General features: G+C 34.9%; 12 protein-coding genes and 1 other RNA gene. 4 read left to right on the top strand and 9 right to left on the bottom strand.

Features of this window, described 5'->3' with window-relative positions; all coding sequences use genetic code 11:
- The first annotated feature begins 22 nt into the window (after positions 1 to 22).
- Positions 23 to 3178 (top strand): efflux RND transporter permease subunit, encoded by a 3156-nt coding sequence (locus RA0C_RS06075; protein ID WP_004917112.1) that lies wholly within the window; start codon positions 23 to 25, stop codon positions 3176 to 3178.
- Positions 3179 to 3239: 61 nt separating this feature from the next.
- On the opposite strand, the gene RA0C_RS06070 is transcribed toward RA0C_RS06075, so the two are convergent.
- From RA0C_RS06070 to RA0C_RS06050, 5 genes are all read right to left on the bottom strand, one after another.
- Positions 3240 to 4259 carry an alkaline phosphatase D family protein gene (locus tag RA0C_RS06070; RefSeq protein WP_004917115.1) on the bottom strand — a complete coding sequence of 340 codons (1020 nt, stop codon included), beginning with the start codon at positions 4257 to 4259 and terminating at the stop codon, positions 3240 to 3242.
- Between the two features lie 28 nt (positions 4260 to 4287).
- Positions 4288 to 5694, bottom strand: coding sequence for a SusD/RagB family nutrient-binding outer membrane lipoprotein (locus tag RA0C_RS06065; protein WP_004917116.1), 1407 nt, complete (start codon positions 5692 to 5694; stop codon positions 4288 to 4290).
- Positions 5695 to 5706: 12 nt separating this feature from the next.
- Entirely contained in the window at positions 5707 to 8586 is a 2880-nt protein-coding gene (locus RA0C_RS06060) for a SusC/RagA family TonB-linked outer membrane protein (RefSeq protein WP_013446958.1), read from the bottom strand.
- A gap of 157 nt (positions 8587 to 8743) precedes the next feature.
- A complete protein-coding gene (locus RA0C_RS06055; protein ID WP_013446957.1) occupies positions 8744 to 10963 on the bottom strand; it encodes an outer membrane beta-barrel family protein in 2220 nt (739 codons plus the stop codon).
- Positions 10964 to 11222: 259 nt separating this feature from the next.
- Positions 11223 to 11963, bottom strand: a complete 741-nt coding sequence (locus tag RA0C_RS06050; protein ID WP_015345398.1) for a carboxypeptidase-like regulatory domain-containing protein — start codon at positions 11961 to 11963, stop codon at positions 11223 to 11225.
- Positions 11964 to 12137: 174 nt separating this feature from the next.
- On the opposite strand from RA0C_RS06050, the gene ssrA reads away from it, so the two are divergent.
- Positions 12138 to 12537, top strand: a transfer-messenger RNA (tmRNA) gene (gene ssrA, locus RA0C_RS10300).
- 61 nt (positions 12538 to 12598) lie between these two features.
- On the opposite strand, the gene RA0C_RS06045 is transcribed toward ssrA, so the two are convergent.
- Positions 12599 to 13603 (bottom strand): DHH family phosphoesterase, encoded by a 1005-nt coding sequence (locus RA0C_RS06045; RefSeq protein ID WP_004917128.1) that lies wholly within the window; start codon positions 13601 to 13603, stop codon positions 12599 to 12601.
- Between the two features lie 171 nt (positions 13604 to 13774).
- Here RA0C_RS06045 and rpmH point away from each other — a divergent pair, with 171 nt between their 5' ends.
- Together rpmH and RA0C_RS06035 are read left to right on the top strand one after the other, a co-directional pair.
- Positions 13775 to 13930: a 50S ribosomal protein L34 gene (gene rpmH / locus RA0C_RS06040; protein WP_004917131.1), complete on the top strand. Its 156-nt coding sequence runs from the start codon at positions 13775 to 13777 to the stop codon at positions 13928 to 13930.
- A gap of 171 nt (positions 13931 to 14101) precedes the next feature.
- On the top strand, positions 14102 to 14812 hold the full coding sequence (locus RA0C_RS06035) for a cell division ATP-binding protein FtsE (RefSeq protein WP_004917134.1): 711 nt from the start codon (positions 14102 to 14104) through the stop codon (positions 14810 to 14812).
- 7 nt (positions 14813 to 14819) lie between these two features.
- Here the strand turns inward: RA0C_RS06035 and RA0C_RS06030 are convergent, their stop codons facing one another.
- Genes RA0C_RS06030 through RA0C_RS06020 form a run of 3 tightly spaced genes read right to left on the bottom strand, consistent with a single transcriptional unit; the run spans position 14820 to position 17568 of the window.
- A complete protein-coding gene (locus RA0C_RS06030) occupies positions 14820 to 15527 on the bottom strand; it encodes a tRNA1(Val) (adenine(37)-N6)-methyltransferase (RefSeq protein WP_004917137.1) in 708 nt (235 codons plus the stop codon).
- 4 nt (positions 15528 to 15531) lie between these two features.
- Positions 15532 to 16986 (bottom strand): sensor histidine kinase, encoded by a 1455-nt coding sequence (locus RA0C_RS06025; protein WP_013446956.1) that lies wholly within the window; start codon positions 16984 to 16986, stop codon positions 15532 to 15534.
- Positions 16987 to 17568 carry a riboflavin synthase gene (locus tag RA0C_RS06020; protein WP_004917142.1) on the bottom strand — a complete coding sequence of 194 codons (582 nt, stop codon included), beginning with the start codon at positions 17566 to 17568 and terminating at the stop codon, positions 16987 to 16989. It lies immediately after the preceding gene.
- Positions 17569 to 17572 lie beyond the last annotated feature (4 nt).

Raw genomic sequence — 17572 nt, 5'->3', positions numbered from 1 at the left:
ACTTAACATATAGAAATATAAGATGAAATTAGCAGAAGTATCCATAAAAAGACCCAGTTTAGTTATTGTAATCTTGGCACTACTTCTCATAGGAGGATTGTTTAGTTATAAACAACTTAATTATGAGCTAGTACCCAAGTTTGAAGTAAAGGTAGTTACTGTGGCTACCATATATCCAGGGGCATCTCCTACCGAGGTAGAGAATACAGTGTCCAAAAAAATAGAAGATGCCGTTTCTGCACTAGAAGGGGTAAAGAAAATACAAACTAAATCTTACGAAAGTCTTTCCATTGTTATCATTCAGTTTAATAATGATGTTAATACAGACTTCGCAATGAATGATACTCAAAGGAAAATCAATGCCATTAGGTCAAACCTTCCTGACGGGGTTAAAGAGCCTTCGTTATCACAATTTTCACTTTCAGACTTACCTGTTGTAAGTATGGGGGTTACCGCCAACTTATCTGAAAATGAACTTTATGATTTGATAGACCAAAAAATTCAACCAGAATTTTCTAGAATCTCAGGTGTTGCTAAGGTAAATATTGTGGGAGGACAAGAGCGAGAAATTCGTATCAATTTAGACCCTAGTAAATTACAAGGCTATGGGCTTAGCATTCCGCAGGTGGTTCAGATAATTACAGCATCTAACCTAGATTTCCCAACAGGAAATTTGCAGACCAGAGATAACTCTACACTTATCCGTCTTTCAGGGAAGATAGCTTCGGTAGAAGAGCTTAGAAACCTTACCATTGCCTCTATGAATGGTATTAACATTAAACTTTCTGATGTTGCCGAAGTACAAGATACTCAGAAAAAGGTAGAAAAAATTGCTCGTATCAATCAACAGAACACCTTGTTACTTCAAGTTCAGAAACAAACTGATGCCAACGCCGTTACAATGAGTGAGTTGGTTCAGAAGAAAATGAAAGTTATAGAAGAGCAATATAAAGACCAAGGGCTTAAAATCAATTTGGCTAATGATACTTCGGTATTCACACTTGCGGCGGCGGATTCGGTGCTGAAGGATTTACTTATTGCGGTGGCGTTGGTGGCGTTTGTGATGTTGTTTTTCTTGCATAGTTTTAGGAATGCTCTTATCGTAATGGTGGCTATTCCTACCTCTCTTATTGCAACATTTATAGGGATAGCGTTGTTTGGGTTCTCGCTCAATTTGATGAGTTTACTCGCGTTATCTTTGGTAGTAGGAATATTGGTAGACGATGCCATTGTGGTAATAGAGAATATCCACCGTCATATGGAGATGGGTAAGAATAAAGTTCGTGCGGCGTATGATGGAGCTAAAGAAATAGGCTTTACCGTTACTGCTATTACTTTGGTAATTGTGGTGGTATTTTTACCTATAGCTTTAAGTAGCGGTTTGGTATCTGATATTATCAGACAGTTTTGTGTAACGGTAGTTATAGCTACAATGTTGTCTTTATTAGTGTCGTTCACCGTAGTACCTTGGTTGTTCTCTCGTTTTGGTAAACTCGAGCTGATTAGCAAGGACTCTATCTTTGGTAAAGTAATTTACACTTTTGAAGATGGTTTAACTAAGTTCACTCATTTCGTAACGGATTTACTTAAATGGTGTCTTAATAATAAGATTAAAACCTTTGTTGTAACCTTCTTACTTTTTGTAAGTTCTATTGCACTGCTTGTAATGGGCTACATTGGGTCAGACTTTTTCCCTAGAACAGATAAAGGAGAGTTTTTGGTTCAAATAGAAATGCCAAAAGATGTTTCTATAGAGCAAACCAACTTTATGACTCAAAAGGCAGAAAACTATCTTGCTAAAAATTCTAATGTAGCTACAATGATTACCACAGTGGGGCAGTCTAGTGGTGGTATGGGAGCAGTACAGTCTACGCCGTATAAGTCAGAAATTAATGTTAAACTTATAGATAAATCTAAAAGAAGTGAGCCAAGTAATGTTTTTGCTGCAAAAATAAAACGAGAGCTGGAGCCTATTTTGGTTGGTGCAAAAGTAACTACCGTACCTATGGGACTTATGGGGGCAGAACAAGCACCATTACAGATGACAGTAATGGGGACTACATTAGATGAAGCTTTAGGCTATGCTAAAGAAGCAGAAAAAGCATTGAAATCTATAGAAGGTGCCACGGAAGTGAAACTGAGTGTAGAAGAAGGTAACCCAGAGATTTCGGTAAATGTAGACAGAGATAAAATGACGGCTCTAGGTCTTAATGTAGCAACCGTAGGGCAGACATTGAGAACGGCTTTTAGTGGAAATACCGATAATAAATTCCGTACAGGAAATAGTGAATACGACATCAATATCATCTTAGACGAATCTAAAAGAGGTAGTATAGATGATGTGAGAAATATTGAGTTTACCAATGCTCAAGGGCAGAGGATAAAATTATCACAATTTGCTGTGGTTGACTTCTCTTCTGGTCCTGCCGTTTTGGAGAGATACGACCGTTCACCAGCTGTTACTATACAAGCCCAAACCATAGGTAAAAGTATGGGAGCTGTGGCTAACGAATGGCTTGCCAAGTTAGAAAATGTAAAGAAACCTGCCAGCGTAAAATGGGTATGGGGTGGTAATATGGAAAACCAAAGTGAAGGTTTTGGCTCTCTAGGGTATGCATTACTAGCGGCAATATTATTAGTATATATGATTATGGTAGTGCTTTATGACGATTTTGTAAAACCATTTATTGTACTATTTTCCATTCCTCTTTCTTTTATTGGAGCGTTGTGGGCATTGGCTCTTACCAATCAGAGTTTAAATATCTTTACCATTTTAGGGATTATTATGTTGATTGGTTTGGTGGCGAAGAATGCCATTCTCTTGGTAGATTTTGCTAACCATAGATTAGAGCAAGGTGAAACCATAGAAGATGCTTTAATACAAGCCAACCACGCTAGACTTCGTCCTATTTTGATGACTACGATAGCGATGGTGTTTGGTATGCTTCCTATCGCGATGGCTTCGGGAGCAGCAGCAGAGATGAATAACGGTTTGGCTATTGTAATTATCGGAGGGTTATTATCATCATTATTCCTTACATTAGTAATTGTTCCAGTGGTATACTTAATTGTAGTAAAACTGGAAAGAAAACTGGCTAAGGAAGACAAAAAAGATTACGACGCTCTAATGAAAGCGGATTATGAACACCTTCATCCAGAAGATGAAATAGAGTTTTAGAATAACAAAAAAGAGGCTTCAAAAAATGGAGCCTCTACTTTTAGTCTAAAAAAATAGTATTTTATTTAAATTTTAAAGTCTCTAAATCTAGTTGATAATTTAGCTTTAGAATATCTTTGTGGTCATAGAGTTTAAATGTGATTTGGTTCTCTCCATCGTACTCTATTATTCCGTAGTTGGGTTCTACAACAGCTTCTCCTATTCTAAATTTATTAGGCTCTAGGGACGGCCATTTTTCGGTTAATCCACTAGACGTTAAATCATAGATAGGATATTGGTTGGGTAGGCTGTACTTTGATAACTCTCCCCAATGTACATCTCCAGATATTACAAAAAGATTTTCGGCTTTAGTTTTTTTAATTAAATCCATCATTTTTTGTTGTTGGCTAGGAAGGTTTGTCCAAGATTCCCAACCATTGTATTCGTGTGAGAACTGGATACTAGAAACCAAAATCCTTAAATCTGCAGGAGTTTTTAGAATTTCCTCTAGCCAGTTCCATTGAGCTTCTCCTAGAAAACTTTTAGAAGTATCTCGGCACGGAACATAGTCGTTCTTTCCGAAAGGCATTGTACTTTCAAATTTACAAAGAGCATCACGATTAAATCTAGTGTCTAAAATAATGATTTGAATTTTTTTGTTTTTAAAAGTGAAATATTCTACTCCATAAATACCGTTAGGGTTAGTCTGTCTGAATTTATTATTAACCTCCCAATATTTTAAAAACAAGGCTTTAGAAGCTTCTTTGTGAGGGTATTCTTTCCCCGCATCATTCCAGCCATAGTCGTGGTCGTCCCAAGTAGATAGCATCGGAACATTTTTCTTTAGGTTTTTAAAATGAGGATTGTTGGTTAATTTTTGATACTTAGCTTCTAGAACCTTCATATCGTAGGTGTCTCCATAGATGTTATCTCCCATCCATATAAATAAGTTGGGTTTCTTTTCAACCACTTTATCTAATAGTGATAAGTCTTTATCTTGTTTAGAACAAGAGGCTATTCCTATGGTAAATTTCTCTTGAGCATTAGCAATGAGTAGTCCAGAAAATATAGATATTGAAAGTAATTTTTTTAGTAATGTCATTGTTTATTTTGGTTTAAAATTTAGAAGTTTAGTTTTGCCACCACATTTTAGAATTAATATTATCTCCACCTAGTAGATTAGAGGCTTTTTGATAATTATCTCTATTTACAGATTGTTCAATAGAAGGATATATTAGCCTTGATGGTATTTTGTTACCGTTAGTATTGCCTTCACTTGGTTTCAGTTGAGGTAATCCTGTTCTTTTAAAATCGTTCCACGCCTCAAAGCCATTCCAAAAGAACGCTAACCATTTTTGTTCTGCTATCAATACAAGTTTGTCTCCTGTATAAGCAGCAGTTTCTGTAAGATAGTTTTGAGGCATTGCGGTATTCCAGAATTCAAAACTAGCTTTGACTCCGTTTTCGTAATGTTGCTTTGCAGGAAGGTTTACCCAACCTTTTTCTGCCATTTCTGCTAAAATGAACTCTAGCTCGGAGTAAGTCATTAAAATTCCTTTAATTAGGGTAGGATTGTAATGGAAATTTAGGTTAAGCATAGAGAGGTTTCTGTAGTCAGTGGAATAAGAACCTGGCTTGATGGCTTTGTGTTCTGTATGGCTACTATTTTGAGGTTTGTTGTACCAAGTGTCAATTCTAGGGTCGTTGTATTTTTTTGCTAAGTCTAACATTGTGGTAGATAAGGCTGTAAGTTGCTCAATTTCATAAACTCTGCCTCTACCAGCGGAGTAAGGAGAAACATCATTTCCAACGCCTGAATAATAATAGATTGCAGCATCTTGGTTGGATTTGAATATTGGATATTCGTTAGGATTGGAGAGGATTTCTCTAATTTCTGAACTTACGTCTTTTTTATTCATTGTTTTTATTAGAACCCTTAGACGTAAAGAATTGGCGAATTTTCGCCATTTACTTATATCGCCTCCGTAGAGTTTGTCACCCTCTATTGTTGCTCCTTTTTTTAGTATTTGGTTGGCTTCTTTGAGCATTTGGTTTGCACCTTTGTAAACTTCTTCTTGAGAGTCATACTTTGGAGTAAGTATTCCTTGTTTGTACTGTCCTGCTTCGGACATAGGGATAGGACCATAGGCATCGGACATTTGAGTAAAAATAAAAGCTTTTAACACCTTAGCCACACCTATGTATTCTTCTTTATGAGATTTTTTGCCTATGTATTCTATATCGTTGAGGTTTTCTATTTGTCCATAAAGTTTCCAATAACTATCATTGGCAGTCCATGTATAAGTATCTATTTGGTTATATTGTATGTAGCTAATCATTTGTGATACTTTATTGCCTAGACTAAAATTATTGTCTACATTGGTATCTGCTATGCGATAAAGAATATTGGGTAATAATAGATTTACACTTACCGTTTCTTCGGTAAAATTATCTTTATCTTTGTTCATTTCCTCAAAACCTCTAGTGCAGGAATTGAAGACAAAAGTACTGGTTAAGATTAAAAATATTTTTTTCATTTTTTCCTTGATTTAGAATTTAATATTAAAGTTTACGCCGTACCCTATAGCTACAGGATATTGCATTACCTCCATACCTGGTAGCAGAGTACCACCAGACATAGCCATAGATTCTGGGTCTATATGTTGAGGTGTTTTAGTCCATCTTAGGAGATTTCTACCAACTAAAGAGATATGTAACTCTTCCATTCCAGCAGATTTTATCCACTCTTTTGGCAATGAGTATCCAAGGCTAACTTCTCTTAATTTAATGAACGAAGCATCAAACGAGTTAGACTCAGCGTTGTTTCTAGTGTAATAGCCTCCAAAATGATAATATTTTTCTGGATATACTCTGACATCGTTAGGAACATATGTGCCGTTTTCTAGTTTAACCCCTTTACCTATGATACCTGTTTCTCTCCCTTCTAGTGTATATGGTAGTACGCCAGACTCTCCACCTATGGCATTGGTGTAAGAATAGATGACACCTCCTTTTCTAATATCAAATAGAACTCCGAGTGAGAAGTTTTTATAATTGAATTGATTTCTAAAGCCTAGCATAAAATCAGGATTGTAGTTTCCTATGCGTTCTTTGGTGTTCGATAGTACAGGGAGTCCTTCGTTAAAGATAATTTGACCGTCATTAGTTCTTTTAAATACATAACCATATATATCGCCCATTCTTCCACCAGGTCTAGCTTCTATGGTTACATCTGCAGGACCTTCAGCGATAATATAAGATTGCAAATCTTTGTAAAGCTCTCTAACCCAGCCTCTGTTTCTAGTAAAGTTGAAACTCATATTCCACATAAAGTTTTTAGATTTTACGGCTGTCCATCTTAGGAAGGCTTCTATACCTTGGTTTTCCACCAAACCAGCATTTACTAGGTTGGCATTATATCCTGTGGCGTCGGATATTCTTACAGGGATAATTTGGTTTTTGGTTGCGTTTTGGTAGAAAGAAGCATTAAACTCTAGTCTGTTTTTAAATCCAATAAACTCTAGTCCGACTTCTTTTGTGGTGGTAGTTTCAGGCTTTATGTCTGTATTTGGAGCTACTGTAGGATTGGTAACAGTACCTAGTAAACCTCCAGAAAGATATTTTTTTTGTAAAAATTCGGGAGAGGTTCCATTGGCAATAATCGCCCAGTTGGTTCTTATTTTGAGCAGATTGATGGCTCTACCCATATTTAAAGATTTATTGAGTAGCCAACTGAAAGAGGCTGATGGATAGAGATAAGTGTTTTTATTTGTGGGCAGGGTAGAGAACCAATCGTTACGGGCGGTTACTTCTAAAAATGCATAATCTTTATATCCCAAATTGATACTTCCCAAAACAGAATTAATTCTTTCTTGGGTAAATTCGCTGTATCTAGATACAAAATTCTGTGTATTGTTTAGAGAGTAGATGCCGTGGGTCATTAAAGCGTTGGATTGCAGAAACTTTTCACTAAGTTTTCTATCCATTCTACTCAAGCCGCCTAGTACATCTAGCTCAAAATCACCAAATTTATTTTGATATTTTAGGAGCATGTCCACATTTACTTCATTAAAGTTGAGGTCCTGTAGCCTTAGCATTCCCTTTCTATACCTATGAGATGCCATAGGTCTTCTAGAAGTTCTATCTTCATTTTGATAATCTAGTCCAGTTCTTATGAGGGCAGAGAAGTTTTGATTAATCTTATAGTCTAGCTGAATGCTACCAAAAAATCGGTCTCTATTAAAGGCATTGATGTTCTCATTGGCGATTAAATAAGGGTTATCTGCCCACCCTAGGGAGTAGTTTTGTTTTACTCCAGGTTCTAGCCAATAGTTTTTTGCCCATTTTAAATCGTTATTTAGATGATTCCAATACAGTACATACATAAGTCCTTGCGAACCATATCCTGTTACGGGGACATTATCACTTTTAGTATTCACGAAATTTAGGCTAGTAGATAAGTCAAACTTAGGTGTTAGTTTAAAGGTACTGTGGGTTGAGAATGTATTTTTATGTAAATTAGTGTTTGGGATATAACCTTCGTTTTGATTATTGGTATAAGATATACGATAAGAAATATCGTCGGTAGTTCCTTGTACGCTTATGTTGTTTACGATTTGAGTTCCTGTTTTGAAAATATCTCTTAAATCATATCTTCTAACAAAAGGTATTTTTACACCATCGGCATATTCTGGAGAGCCGTTTTGAAGAAGGTATAAATTAGGGTCAAACTTTGGTCCATAATTTTCTCCTAAACCATTTAATAGTTGAAATCTTTCTCCTGCACTATTGGTGCCTCCTTGTCCATATACCGATTGGAACTCGGGAAGAATAGGATTTTGGAACATAAAAGAAGAATTGTAGTTCACTGCAAATTTGCGTCCCTTTTGTCCCTTTTTGGTGGTAATCATAATAACTCCGTTTGCGGCTCTGGAGCCATATAGTGCGGCGGCACCACCTTTTAATACGGACATATTTTCAATATCTTCAGGATTGATGTCCATAATGCCACTTCCATAGTCAGATGGAAGGTCTCCTTGATTGGTTGGTGAGCCTCCAACTCCAAAAATACGGTTAGAGATAGGTATTCCATCAATAATAAACATTGGCGAATTATTGTTGATGTTAAGAGAGTTATCACCTCTTATGACAATTCTTGATGAACTAGCAACGCCAGAAGTTCCTGCGGTAATTTGGACACCAGATACTTTTCCAGAAAGATTGTCTAAAGGATTTACCGTTTTAACCTCGGTAAGTTCCGAACCAGATAGAGCCTGTATAGCGTTTGCTGTTTTTTTCTTTTCCTTTTTAATTCCTAGAGAAGAAATTACTACTTCATTGATTTGATGCTCTTTTTCATTTTGTTGGGCATCTATTTTTCCCATTATCATACAAATGAGCCCAATAATACATAAACGATTTTTTTTCATAAATACCTGCTTGATTTTGGGCCAAAACTATAAACTATGCTGTTAAAAGATATTAAGAGAGTTTTAACATAAGGTTAAGTTTTGTTAAAAAAGAAAAACCCAAGCGTTACACTTAGGCTTTGTAGATTTTGTATATGTTTTAAAGTAGAACTGACCGTTATTTCCCAGTTCTATTTTGGATATCGTTATTAGAGTTTTCGTTTTTCTTTACTTTTTTAACCTTTTGGTTTCCGAAATTGTAAGTAACTGAAAGAGCATAAGTTTGGTTATATTGTCTTTGGGTAACATCACTAATGTATCCATTCTCTTGTTGGTTTTTTACACGAATGTATCCCATTGTATTAAATACATCACTCGCTGTAAAACGAAAAGTCCAGTTTTCCCAATTCTTTTTTATGGAGAGGTCTAGCTTTTGTAGAGCACCGATAGTTCCTATTTCCATTTTTTGTTTAGAAATCCAAAAGTAATCTACATCTAACCAAAGATTTTTAGCTTTGTTAAGAGCAATTTGGTTGTTAGAACTTAATACTATATATTCGGTAGTTCTATCCACAACATAAGTAGGGAAAACTTCTTGATTTAGAGGGTCTTTGCTTACACTACCACTAAAACGGGTATAAACTCCAGTAGCGTTAAAACTTCCCATCCATCTACCATTAAAGAAGGCTTTTTGCATACCTATACTTGCAGATAGTTGGTTTTTGTTACCATAGTTAGTTCTTATATATCTCAGCTCCGTAATGTTGCCAGTGGTTTTTTGTAAAGGTATTTGAGTGGCTGCATCTTTAGTATAGTTTTGGCTAAGGCTTAGGAAATAAGTACTTTTAAACATATACATTAGCTGTTGGTTGTAGCTGGTAGAGGCTTTCATAAAAGGGTTGTTTTGCCCAAAGTTCGTTTCTGTGGTGTACATTCTTACAGGATTGAGTTCCCAAAACGAAGGTCTTCGTACTCGGCTAGAAAAAGAGTAGCTGATAGAATGATTATCATTAGCCTGATAAGCCAAATTAAGGAATGGAAGCAAATTACTGTAATTATTTTTGAAATGATAATAAGGGTCATTTTTTCCTTCTACATCACCTTGTGTAGCGGTCATTTCGTATCGTAAGCCTACTTTTGTAGAAAGTTTTTCGCCAAAATTTCTCTCGTAGTTGGTATAGAAAGCACCTATCTTTTCTTGATAAATAAAGTGGTTGCTTAATGCATTACTTCTATAAAATACCAAATCCGAAGCAGCAATATCAAAAATAGTATTGTTATCTGTTTTGGTAGTGCCAAAGTTTCCGCCTACGGATAGAGTAGAATTATCTTTGAGTTTCCAAATGTAATCTAAAAATCCAGAGGTATTATTGATGTTTTGAGGCGCCTCTTGATTCATAGCCGAATTAAGAGAAGCGGCATTATTGCCTACGCCAGAATAAAATAGTAAATTGCTGTTGTTTTGTCGGTTAAATTTGAGGTGAGATAGGTTGATTTTTAGTATGCTCCCATTTTTATCTGTTTTTAAATCATAGTTAAGAGCGGTAGAGAAATTTTGAGTGTTTTCTTTCTCTAGCCCTTCCGATGGGCGTATTTGGAATAAGTTTCCATTGATGAAGTCTTGGTTGTTAGAAGTGGTTTTGCCTTCTTTCTGAAAAGAAAGCCCAGAATTAAAACTAAAGTTTAAGTTACTCTTTTCAGTGAGTTCATAATCAGCGGTAATATTGAAATTAGTCCTTTGAGAAGGCATATCAATATCCACAAGGCTAAGAGTTTTGGTTGTAGAGGTTCCGTTCTCTATCGTAAACTTTTGTTTATAGTTGTCTTCGCTATATCCTAGACTTGTGCTTATGCCGAGTTTATTTTTTCTATAGTTTAAGCTGAGGTTAGATGAAGTATTATTATAAAATGCTTGTTCGTTTTCCATTCTTAGAACCCCATTAAAACCATCGGTATTTTTCTTTTTCATAACGATGTTAATGATGCCTGTGTCGCCTTCTACATTGTACTCGCTACCAGGAACGCTAATAACTTCTATCTTAGAAATGTTTTCAGAAGGCGTGCTTTTTAGTAGAGCTAACAAAGCATCAGCATTCATATTCGCTTTTCTTCCGTTGATGAAGATGGTGGTGCTAGACTTTCCTAAAATTTTAAACTCTTTCCCATCTGTAGTAGTAACGGTTGGTGTTTTTTGCAGAAGTTCTAAAACAGTATTCCCTTTGGCTGCGGGAGATGCTGCTACATTATACACCATTCTATCAGATTTTTGCTGAATGAATTTCTTGGTGATTGTAACTTCTTCTAACTTTTTAGTTTTAGTAGAATCGGTTTTAGAATTGGTTTGTGAAAATGCGGTTGTAGAAACCAAAATTCCGAGTAAAAAATAAGTCTTTCTCATAGCTTTCATTTTTTTTAAAAAGAGCCGAGCGGTGGTTATTAGTTTAAATGAATGTGAAACCCGACTCTTTTGTTAAGATTATTAGTTTTATTTTCTGATACAAAGATATATAAATAAATTACTATTATGTAATACAAAGTAGTAAATATTTTGTGTAAATTGTTTTAACTAATTGATTATCTGTGTTAAAAAATTAAATCTATTTAGGCTTTCTATAGAGTAAGACGCAAGAAATTATAAAAGGTTGCCTAAGAAATACTTATTTTTTTTGAAAAAGAGGTCGTTTTTGTTCTGCTAAAATCATAAACTGAACAAGATGGTTAGGAGTTAATCTTCCGTATTTTAAAATATCTTTCGTGTCAAAATCTTTAAGTACAAAATAAATGAAGGCATCTTTTTCGTCATAGTTTATATTGAGTTCCTTAAAGTAGTCTTCTCCTAACTCTTTATCCAGAATTTGAAGCAAATCTAGTAGTGTCCATTTATTATTTACTTTTCCTAAAGAGAATCCTTCTCCTTTGGGTTGGGTAAAAAGCATAGGATTTTCTAGTTTTGATTTTTGGTAATAGCTATAAGGTGTTTTCTTATAGTCAATAAATAAATCCAATTTTAGTTGCTCCAAATTTTTATTGGGTTTGAATTGTTTTAGGTCTTCTTTTATGTTACCTGTAGCTTTTACATTTAATTGTACCTCTTCTACTTCTTTGTAAGAGGGGAGTAATGTTATGCTCAATTCATTATTAAAACTTTTGGAAGATACTTTATAAGCCGCTCTTTCATAGCCGTATTTTACAAATCTTAGTTCTTCGTTTTCAGAAGCACGGATATTAAAGGCACCATCGTTATCCGTGGTGATTTGTTGATTGGTGGTTATATTGATAACAAGGGTATTCCCTAAAGGAATATGACTTTCACTAACAACTTTCCCCGTGATTATTTTTTGAGAAAATAAAGATTGATTGAGCAATAGAGGAAAGATAATATATAGAGCTTTCATCATAGTTTTAATATAAAGTTATGCAGTTTTCAAATGTAATTCAAAAAGTAATATAGAGTTGTTGGTTTAACAGCAGGTTAATAGACTTTAAGACTATTTAACGCTTATTATTTAAACTTGGTTAAAGATTTATTCTCTAAATAGAAAAATTACTATCTTTGCGGACTAAAGTTTACGGGGGCTGACTGGTTTCGACAGCAAGGTCAGTAGGTAAGTAAGCATGCAGAGAACCGTAGCGCGATCTCTTTAATCCCTTGCTACAAAGTTTAACTGGCAACGAAGAGTTTGCTCTTGCTGCTTAATCCGAAGTATTAGTAGGATAAGCCTTTTCCCGAAGTATAGTAAGGAAACAAGATGTCTCACGGAAGCTCTGTTCTGCGGCGTCCGAGTATGAGGCATAGGAAATGCGGAAATAAGCCTTTAGAAGCTTTGGCTAAAGGACGAAAACCTTAAAAGATAAGCATAAAGTTGGCGGTCTGTTGTCTGCTTTATGACGAAAACTAAAAATAGACTAAGCATGTAGAAAGCTTGCGTATTGCTTGTTTGGACGAGGGTTCGAATCCCTCCAGCTCCACAAAAAACCACCGAGTTTTTAGATTTCGGTGGTTTTATTTTAGGTTATAATTATGGTAAAACTCTTAAATGTCCCATTGTAGGGCTATTTCTTTAAAGTCTTGTATGGTGTCTTCTATACTTTTATGGTACTTTCCTCCCGCTGCATTGATGTGTCCACCTCCGTTAAAATATTGTCTAGCAAACTGGTTAACATCAGCAGTATCTTTACTTCTAAATGAAATTTTTATAAAATCCTCATAAAGGTCTTCCATAAAGAAAGCGGAAACTTTTACACCAAGTAAACTAAGTCCATAGTTTACAAAACCTTCGGTATCTCCCTTTTGGAAACCATACGTTTGTAGTTCAGAGCGTTTGAGCCAAAGAATGGCGATTTCTCCATTTTTTATCAATTCTATTCTTCCTAATATCAAAGATAATAGATTGAGTCTTGAAATAGTATTGGTATCCCAAGTGTTTGAAGTAATATTAGCAGGGTCTGCACCGTGTTCTATCAGTTGAGCGATAATCCTATGAGTTGTGGCACTTGTGGACCTAAATCTAAATCCGCCTGTATCAGTCATAATTCCTGTGTAGAGGCATTCTGCAATGGATTGGTTGAGTTTTTGAGTACTCTCTAAAGCCTCTATAAAATGAAATACCATTTGAGAAGTTGCGGGGATACTTGTGTCAGAATAGACGAAGTCAAAAGCGTCTGGCTGTTGATGGTGATCTATTAAAATTTTAGTAGCAGGAGATTTACTCACCCATTCTCCTACAATACCAATACGAGAAAGAGTGTTGAAGTCTAGACAAAAAATAACATCAGCATCTTTTATCAGTTCAAAAGCTTTTTTCTTTTTATACTCTGCAATGGTAATTTTTTTAGCTTCGGGCATCCATTTAAGAAATTTTGGAAAGTCATTAGGGACAATAACTTCCGTCTCCACATTTAGAGTGGCTAAAAAATGTTTTAGTCCCAAACTAGAGCCTATAGCATCTCCGTCTGGGTTATAATGGGTGATGATAACAATTTTATTATCAGGTGTTATCAGGTTTTGTATATCTTTAATTTCTTGTGAACTAAACATTTTTTGTTCTTTTTTTGATGAGATTGCAAAGATAGATAAGCCAAATTAAAATGAGATGTAAATACAGAATAAAAAAATATTTTTGTGTTGAGGTTTGTATATTTTAAAAAAATATTTATCTTTGCAGTCTCAAAAAAGAAAGAATATTACTGACCTATAATAAAGACTGTAATGAAAAGAACATTTCAACCATCAGAAAGAAAAAAGAGAAATAAGCACGGATTCCGTGAGAGAATGTCAACGCCTAACGGAAGACGCGTATTGGCTGCTAGAAGAGCTAAAGGCAGAAAAAGATTAACAGTGAGTGTATCTCGTGCTAAAAGATAGTATGTAAATATTGTCTGTATTGTACAGGCATTATGCTATTTTACTTTACTGTATAAAATTGTGCTTGAAAGATAATTTTTTCAAGCATTTTTTGTTGTTAAAATTTCCTAAAATTGATTTGAACCTCAAAAGTTTTATTTATTTTTGAAATTCATATTAAAAATATCCAAAATGCCACATAGAAACGAAGAAGGAAGTAGTATCATAAGCCTTAAAAATGCTAAAATAGTTCAGAAAAACTTTACGGTTTTAGATGGTGTTGACCTTGAAATTAAAAAGGGTGGTTTTTGCTATCTTATTGGTAAAACCGGTTCAGGTAAGAGTTCCTTGCTTAAGGTTCTTTATGGGCATTTGCCTTTAAAAGAGGGGAAAGGTACGGTAGCGGGGTTTGATTTAGCAAGTCTTAAAACTTCGGATATTCCTAATCTTAGAAGAAAATTAGGAATTGTATTTCAGGATTTTCAGCTTCTTACAGATAGAAGTGTAGAAAAAAACCTTCGTTTTGTACTTCAGGCAACAGGTTGGAGCGATAAAGCAAAGATGGACGCTAGAATAGATGAGGTGTTGGCAAGTGTTGGTATGAAAACCAAGAAACATAAAATGCCACATGAACTATCTGGAGGAGAACAGCAGAGGGTGGCTATAGCAAGAGCATTGCTTAATCATCCACAACTTATTTTGGCTGATGAGCCAACGGGAAATTTAGACCCAGAAACTTCTAATGATATTATGACTTTGCTAAAGAGAGTGGCACAGGAGAACGAAGCGGCTGTACTTATGGCAACGCATGATTATCATATGATACAAAACTTTCCTGGAGAGGCTATTAAGTGTAATGCAGGTAAGGTTTCAGTAATGGCTACAGAGGAGTTGTTTGAGTAATATATCTTTAAGAATTGAAAATATGAAAGTCCTTTGTGGCTTCTAAATATTGGTCCGAGTATTGTCTCGGACTTTTTTCTATAATAAAATCCTCATCTTTTGTTCCATTTTTAGAGAAAGAAAACTCTAATATGACTCGTTTTTTAGGATTGTGTTCGATTCCTTTTATGTTAACCCTTCTTTGTAGGAAAAGCGAATGTGTTTTGCAAGTTTCAATAAAAAGGCCCTCATATTCGCTGGGAATAATGACCGCAAAGATTCCTTCTTTTGACAAGAGTTGAGAGCTTTTTCTAATTAAATCTTCAAAATCTAAGGTGAGCCTTTGCCTCGCTATTTTGTCTTTATCAGAAGTGTTAGTTTCAAAATATGGAGGATTCGAGAAGATAAGGTCAAACTTTTGGTTGGGTTGATACTCCATAAAATTAATATTGATGGATTTAAGTCGTTCTTGATAGACAGAGTTATCAAAATTTTCTTGTGCCAGATTAGAGGCGTTTTCATCAATATCAATGGCGATGATGGAGCAATTAGGATTTCGTTGGGCTATCATTAGGCTGATAATACCTGTGCCGCAGCCTACTTCAAGTGCGGTTTTAATATTGTCTACTGTTGCTAATGCCCCCAATAGAACGGCGTCTGTACCAACTCTAAAAACGCTAGTATTTTGTTTTATAGAGAAATTTTTGAAACGAAAAGGCTTTAAATCTTTTGGCATCAGACTAAATGTTTTTAGGAATGGTAACGGTAAATTTAGTTCCTTTATCTAGCGTAGACTCTACCTTAATGTTTCCTTTGTACTCTTCAATCATTTTTTTTACCATGGTAAGTCCCAGCCCCATTCCGCTAGATTTAGAGGTGAAATTTGGTTCAAAAATTTTTGCCATTTTTTCCTCGCTCATTCCTTCTCCATTGTCTTCTACAATAAATCTTATGTAGTTATATCGTTCCTCTAAATCTATATTGATGATTAGTTTTCTGTTTTCAGATTCTGCTTGTATAGCATTGGTAATGAGGTTGTTTAATATTCTAGTAAAATAGCTTTTGTCTAAAGAGAAAATGATATTAGGTCTATTAGAGTGGAAGAAGATGTTCTTGCTATCAAAGATGGTGATAATGTTTTTGATTTCTTCATTTAAATTAAGAGGTTGGTCTTCTTTTTCAGGTAATTTTGCAAACTCAGAGAAAGCTGTAGCTACTTTGGAAATAATATCTATTTGAGTAATCATAGAGTTGCTGAGCTCTTTTACCTTTTGCTCTATGTCGGGAGCGTTGGCATCAAATCTTCTTTCAAAACTTTGCATAAGTAGTTTCATAGGAGTTAATGGATTTTTAACCTCATGGGCAACTTGTTTTGCCATTTCTCTCCATGCACTTTCTTTTTCGATGTGTGTGAGGCGTTCTTTTTGAGCATCTATCTGAAAAATCATACTGTTGTAGGATTTTACTAAGATGCTTAACTCGTCATTTCTATTGTATCTTATGGGTTTTAGTTCTTTATTAAATAGATTGATTTTAGATAGAAACTCAGAGATTTTAGTAAGACTTCTAGTAACTCTTCTAGAGATGAACCAGCTAAGAATAATACTGGTTAGAACTGGTAATATATTGATGATAAATATATTATATATGTATTTGTCTATTAAATCATAGTAAGAAATATTACTGTGATAGGAAGGGTAGTACACAATTCCAATAGGTTCAAAAATATTATTCTTTAAGACCAAATAAGATGAAGTAACTTGATTATTGAGAGTGTCATCGTAGGTCTGTATATCTATTCTTGCATCAGAGGAAATGATTTTTTTTAGGAGCAGATTTGGTATTCTTTTATCCTTTACTAGGGAACTATTTTTATTTGACAAAAGAAAATTGCCTTCTAAATCATAAATAATGATATCGTGTTTATTGATGTCAGCAATCTCTTTGACTTTGTTGTATAAAACGGTTTTAATGTTTTGTGGAGTTACGGTTTCTCTACTTACGGCATAATCTAAAGAGGCGGTAAGTACTTCTGCCGTTTGTTGTATTTCTATTTTATTTTGAGTTAAAGCACTTTGTCTCAGTATCATATAAGATATAAAGGTAGAGCCTACTATACTTAAAATACATATAAGTAGAAAGCCGAAGAAAATTCTATTTCTTATACTGAAACCGCGATAATTTTTTTGTGGCATTTATTTTATAGTCATTAGTTTAGCAACATATTTCCCGATAATATCAAATTCAAGATTAACGAGGTCACCTATTTTAATATGTTTTAGGTTGGTGTGTTCCCAAGTGTAAGGAATAATAGCTACAGAGAATTTTTTATCCATACTTTTAGCAACTGTTAGGCTAATGCCGTTAATGGTAATAGAACCTTGTGGAACAGTTACAAAATCAGAAATATAAGATATTGTAATGATGTGGCTTCCGTTAGTTTCTTCTATGGACTCTATGGCTCCTACTCCATCTACATGTCCTTGCACAATATGTCCGTCTAGCCTTCCGTTTATTATAGTGCATCGTTCTAGATTGATTATGCTACCTTCTTGCCACTGGGAAAGATTGGTTTTTTCTAAAGTTTCATTGATGGCTGTTACGGTATAGAGGTTTTCATTGATGTCCACTACAGTTAGGCAGCAACCATTATGAGCAAGGCTTTGGTCTATTTTAAGTTCTTGCGTAAAGGGACAAGATAGAGTAAAGTGTATATTATTACCTTCTTTCCTTATTTTTTTAACAATTCCCGTAGCCTCTATAATTCCTGTGAACATATTA

The organism is Riemerella anatipestifer ATCC 11845 = DSM 15868, assembly GCF_000252855.1.
In the GTDB taxonomy this organism is placed as follows: Bacteria; Bacteroidota; Bacteroidia; order Flavobacteriales; family Weeksellaceae; genus Riemerella; species Riemerella anatipestifera.
Note: the sequence above shows the minus strand (reverse complement) of the source record. Positions and strands in the feature narration are given on the sequence as shown.

Coding starts and splice junctions, on each gene's coding strand:
- RA0C_RS06020 (WP_004917142.1), bottom strand. CDS start 17,568: ATGTTCACAGGAATTATAGAGGCTACGGGAATTGTTAAAAAAATAAGG.
- RA0C_RS06030 (WP_004917137.1), bottom strand. CDS start 15,527: ATGCCAAAAGATTTAAAGCCTTTTCGTTTCAAAAATTTCTCTATAAAA.
- RA0C_RS06025 (WP_013446956.1), bottom strand. CDS start 16,986: ATGCCACAAAAAAATTATCGCGGTTTCAGTATAAGAAATAGAATTTTC.
- rpmH (WP_004917131.1), top strand. CDS start 13,775: ATGAAAAGAACATTTCAACCATCAGAAAGAAAAAAGAGAAATAAGCAC.
- RA0C_RS06055 (WP_013446957.1), bottom strand. CDS start 10,963: ATGAGAAAGACTTATTTTTTACTCGGAATTTTGGTTTCTACAACCGCA.
- RA0C_RS06050 (WP_015345398.1), bottom strand. CDS start 11,963: ATGATGAAAGCTCTATATATTATCTTTCCTCTATTGCTCAATCAATCT.
- RA0C_RS06045 (WP_004917128.1), bottom strand. CDS start 13,603: ATGTTTAGTTCACAAGAAATTAAAGATATACAAAACCTGATAACACCT.
- RA0C_RS06060 (WP_013446958.1), bottom strand. CDS start 8,586: ATGAAAAAAAATCGTTTATGTATTATTGGGCTCATTTGTATGATAATG.
- RA0C_RS06035 (WP_004917134.1), top strand. CDS start 14,102: ATGCCACATAGAAACGAAGAAGGAAGTAGTATCATAAGCCTTAAAAAT.
- RA0C_RS06075 (WP_004917112.1), top strand. CDS start 23: ATGAAATTAGCAGAAGTATCCATAAAAAGACCCAGTTTAGTTATTGTA.
- RA0C_RS06070 (WP_004917115.1), bottom strand. CDS start 4,259: ATGACATTACTAAAAAAATTACTTTCAATATCTATATTTTCTGGACTA.
- RA0C_RS06065 (WP_004917116.1), bottom strand. CDS start 5,694: ATGAAAAAAATATTTTTAATCTTAACCAGTACTTTTGTCTTCAATTCC.